We start from the raw sequence: 4,750 nt of genomic DNA on the forward strand, positions 1-4,750 counted from the left end.
TAATGGTGTTGAGGCTTTAGATGTATCAGCAATTGATACAGTTGCAGTAGATCCAACCTGTAAGGTGCGAGCAGAATCAGCATATAGTTTTATAGAAAGCGTTTCGGTATTTTCTGTTAATAGATCATTTTTGATCGTGTGAGAGAAAGTAAATTTACCAGTAGTATCAGTTGCGCCTTCTCCAGTGAGGGAGCCTGCTGAGAAATCTGCAATTGTTATTCCAGTACCACTTAAGGCGTAATAAAGTTTGCTACCAGTTGCAAGATTAGTTGTAGTAACTGTACTTGTAATAACGGCACCTTCATTAATGCTGCTTGCGGATGGGGTAAGGGTATAGTTGGGAGTCGCTGTAGGTGGGACACCATTTAGTTTACTGATAGCCGCCGCCACATCTAATCTACCTCCGCTTAAAGTTTTTCCAGAAAGGGAAGTTGTTGCTACCGCTGATTGCAATAGTGTGTCTTTTAGTTGTTGCGCAGTTGCCTGTGGCGCAGCAGCAGCCATCAAAGCTAAGGCTCCGGTTACGTGGGGAGTAGCCATAGATGTTCCACTATATGTGCCGTATTGATTGCCAGGTAATGTAGACAGTATTGAAGATCCCGGCGCTCCAAGATCTACACTTACTGCACCATAGTTAGAAAAACTAGATAATGCACCAGTGCTTGTTAATGATGCAACAGCTATTACATTTGAATTTGTGTAGTTTGAAGGATAATTTTGATAGATATCATTGTTGTCACTAATTCCATCACTGCCTCCATTGCCCGCTGCTACAATGAATAGTAGGTTTTGATCACTCGCTCTTTTAATACTATCTGCCAAAGCTTGCGAATATCCGCCGCCGCCCCAAGAGTTATTCGTTCCAATAAATCTGCTTGATTCGTTGCGATTGCTGGCCTGTACTTTTGCGGTAGTAAAATAATCGGTGGCTCCTACCGCAGAACTTAGAGAGCCGCTGCCTGCACCGCTCAATGTTTTTAGAGCGATCATTTGAGTTTGCCAGTTTAGGCCTGAGACGCCAGTATTATTGTTACCTATTGCTCCAATTGTGCCCGCAACATGAGTTCCATGACTGTTATCATCGTAAGGATCATTATCTTTGTTGACGAAATCCCAGCCAATTAAATCATCGATATAGCCATTGATGTCATTATCTTTACCGTCTTCCCAGCCAGACTGATTATTCAATAAATCTCCAGCATCTATATAGCCATTCGTGTTCCAATCCTTGAGATTTGCGCTTGGGTTTGTTAGATTGATACTGCTGTTTAAATCTCGAAATGTTATTAAGCCATCTTTGTCTGTGTCTTGCAGAAAGGAGAAGAAGCTCAAGCTTCGGATTTCTCCCTGATTTAGCCAAATATTTAGGTAAAGATCTTGATGAGTATAGTCAATTCCACTGTCAATAATACCCGTTACTATTTTGCTGCTACCAATATAATTTTGATCCCACGCGGTTGTTGCCTTGCTGCCATAACTACCTTGCGTGCCCCATAAATTATTAATCTTTGGGTCGTTGCTGATAGCTTGGATACTTATAGTTTGATTTGGTTCTGCGAATATTACTGTTGCTTCATTGCTGAACTCTTTCTGTAACTGACTTAGACTGCGGTTACTTTTTTTATTGATTACTACTTCCAGAACTCCAGTATTACTGGTTTTCATGGCTTTTGTATGCAGAGTTTCAACCACCTCTGTTTCAAGTTGCTTATGAATTTGGGCTCTAATTGCAGTTGTAGCTTCAGCTGACCATTGCACTAACAGTTCATCTTTTGCTAGGGCTTCGGGTTTTTTAAAGTGGCGTGTTCCAGTTTCTTCAGGGGCAGCAAACGTACTTGCAACCTTCAAAGAAGCTGATTTTGCTGCTTTTTGGGTGAACAGATCTTTTGCCATGGTGTGGGACGTTTAAATATTGCTAACTCTAGCAACGGACTGTTAAATGTTGCCCCCCAAATGACCCACCAAGGTGGCTTTAGTTAGGGGCCCATCAAGGTGATCCCAAGGCAGCACCACCGAGGTGCTCCAGGTGTTATGGATTAGTTCCTGCCATGGCGGCAGGGTATTTGCATGTTCTCGATAGGCCTTTTTCCAGCCCCCTAGGCTGTTGTTTTGGCTGCCAACTGCTGCAATAACTGGCGCTAAGCGACGATCAGAACGGGAAAATAGGGCCTGGATCACACTCCAGCCATAGCTTTCAGGCCGCAGTTCAATCCCCTTTGGTTGCAAGCGTTTAGCAAGTAGCTTTAGGCGCTTTTCTGCTTCTGGCCGCACGCCATACCATTGAAAAGGGGTATGGGCTTTGGGCACAAAAGTGCTAACACCAAGGGATAAACGTAGGCCGGGGGTTGCTTTTTTAAGGGCTAGTAAAAGATCAGCTGTGGCTTCCACATCGCTTTCTTCTTCTGTTGGTAAACCCACCATTCCATATAGCTTTAGGCCTGTTAATCCGCCCTCTTTTGCATATCTGGCAGCGGCATAAATTTCATCAGTATTTAGTTTTTTATTAACTACTTCCCGCATTCGCTCGCTACCGCTTTCAATCGCAATCGTGAGCGATTTACCACCTCTTTTTGCGAGGATTTGAGCTAATTGAGGCGTAACAGTGGCGGCACGCACTGAACTCACACTTAGGCGAATACCATCAAAACGATCTTGGGCTAGCCAGCTGAGCAGATCGTTGAATTGAGGATGCTGGGTAACGGACGCGCCTAGCAGGCCAAGCCGGGCAGTGGCTTTTAAACCCATTTCCACCGCAGGGATCAGGTTTGCTTCTAGTGATGGCGTGCGAAACGGCAGGGTTAGGTAACTGGCTAAGCAAAAACGGCATAACTCCGGGCAACTACGAACTACTTCCACCATATGGATTGAGGGCCAGGCAGCTTCTGGAGTGATTACCTCTGAATGGGTGAGGTTGTTCCCGCGCCAGGTTTGTTTAGCCACTGTTGCTGGAATGCCCGCATCTACCGGTTCCACTCGTTCCAGCACACCTTCTTTGGAATAGCGCGGCACATAAAGGCTCGGCACATAAACGCCAGGCAGCTGGGCTAGTTGTCGTAAGCGTTGGCTGCGGGTTGCATTGCGATGCAATTGCAGCGCATCAATAAATGCTGGTAGTAGATCCTCTCCATCTCCAAGCAGCACCACATCAAAAAAAGGTGCTAATGGTTCTGGGTTTGCAGTGAGAACAGGGCCACCGCCAAATACAAGGGGTTCGTTTTCACCTCGTTGGCTTGCCCAGATCGGAATCCGCTGTTGTTGCAGAAGATCGAGCAACACAGGTCCATCTAATTCCCAACTCAAGGAAAGACCAAATAGATCGCAATGGCGATGCAATGGGTCGCCTTGATCTGTAAACAAACGGCGCACATCCACATCAGGCCGCTTGGCAAGCGTTGCCCACACCACTTGATAGCCCAAGCTTGTGATCCCAACGCTGTAGGTGCTAGGGAATGCCAGCACTGTTTTCAGTGCCCCCAGCTGCGGCTGGGCTGGTTCAAACAGCAGGGTTTCCTGGTTCAGGGTGTTAACAGGCTTTGCATTAACGCAGTTTGGCCTGGCGGCCTGGTTTGGGCGTTATTTCTGTAAATGCATTTCCCAATCCTTGGTGGAGGCGATCGAAACCAGTGCCGAAAGCCAGGTAATAATCGCTATTTCCCAGATCGCTTGCTTAATTATCTGGAAGATTGGCATTAAGCCATCTACTGCATTGAAGTCTCGCTAAAAACCGCATTAGAATCTCGCCATTTACTGCATTGGCGAGCATGTATGGCGTTCTTTTATCGGCCCCGCATTGCTGACCTTGAATTGCGTTTCTGCCTTGCCGCTGCTGGTGCAGTGGTAATTGAAGGCCCAAAGGCCTGCGGAAAAACCTTGATGGCAAAGCAGTTGGCAGCATCCACGGTGCTGCTGGATGTTGATAACGCAGCCAGACAAGCTTTAGCGGTGGATCCCGCTTTGGTTTTGGCTGGTGCGCGACCGCGTTTGCTCGATGAATGGCAGGTGGAGCCAGCGCTCTGGAATTTGGTGCGCCGGGCGGTAGATGAAGTGCAAGGGCCTGGTCAATTTCTGCTCACTGGCTCTGCAGTACCAGCTGATGATGTTGAACGCCATACCGGAGCGGGTCGATTTTCGTTTTTACGGCTTCGGCCAATGACCCTGCACGAAAGCGGCGCTGGCAAAGGCAGTGTTTCATTGGCGGCACTATTTAATGCTGAACCTGTTAAGTGCGCTGATCCAGGCCTTGCAATTACTGATTTGGCAGAACTGATCTGCCGTGGCGGCTGGCCAGGTCAGCTTGAACAATCAACAGGGGCGGCCTGCCGTGCTGCCCGCGATTATTTGGAGCAGGTAAAGCAGGTGGATCTCCAACGGGTAGATACAAAACGGCGTGATCCGCAACGGTTAGCTGCATTGCTGCGATCGCTTGGGCGCAATGTATCCACCGAGGTGAGTTTGGCCACATTGGCAGCTGATGTTGGCGGTAGTGATGGCCCCCTTGATCCCCGTACTGTGGCGGATTATTTGCAGGCACTAGAGCGATTAATGGTGCTCGAAAATCAACCGGCCTGGCGACCCCATCTGCGTTCAAAAGCAGCCCTTAGGCAGGCGCCAAAACGTCATTTCTGCGACCCCTCTTTGGCAGTAGCAGCCATGGGGGCAAGCCCAGATCGCTTGCTTAAAGATCTGGAATGGTTGGGGTTTTTATTTGAATCACTTGTGATACGCGACCTGCGGGTGCTAACGCAGGCGT

3 protein-coding genes are annotated in these 4,750 nt (G+C 47.9%); 1 reads left to right on the forward strand and 2 read right to left on the reverse strand.

All coding sequences use genetic code 11. The annotated features are described in order from the left end of the window. Both KB557_RS09010 and KB557_RS09015 read right to left on the reverse strand, forming a co-directional pair. The coding region (locus KB557_RS09010) for a S8 family peptidase (RefSeq protein WP_255133412.1) at nucleotides 1–1,893 on the reverse strand (1,893 nt) is incomplete at its 3' end. Nucleotides 1,894–1,935: 42 nt separating this feature from the next. Continuing rightward, nucleotides 1,936–3,459: a radical SAM protein gene (locus tag KB557_RS09015; protein WP_255133414.1), complete on the reverse strand. Its 1,524-nt coding sequence runs from the start codon at nucleotides 3,457–3,459 to the stop codon at nucleotides 1,936–1,938. A gap of 306 nt (nucleotides 3,460–3,765) precedes the next feature. Between KB557_RS09015 and KB557_RS09020 the strand changes: the two genes are divergently transcribed. Continuing rightward, nucleotides 3,766–4,750, forward strand: a 985-nt coding sequence (locus KB557_RS09020) for an ATP-binding protein (protein WP_255133416.1), incomplete at its 3' end; no start/stop codon positions are given.

It is taken from the genome of Synechococcus sp. Cruz CV12-2-Slac-r (assembly GCF_024346075.1).
Lineage (GTDB): Bacteria > Cyanobacteriota > Cyanobacteriia > PCC-6307 > Cyanobiaceae > Synechococcus_D.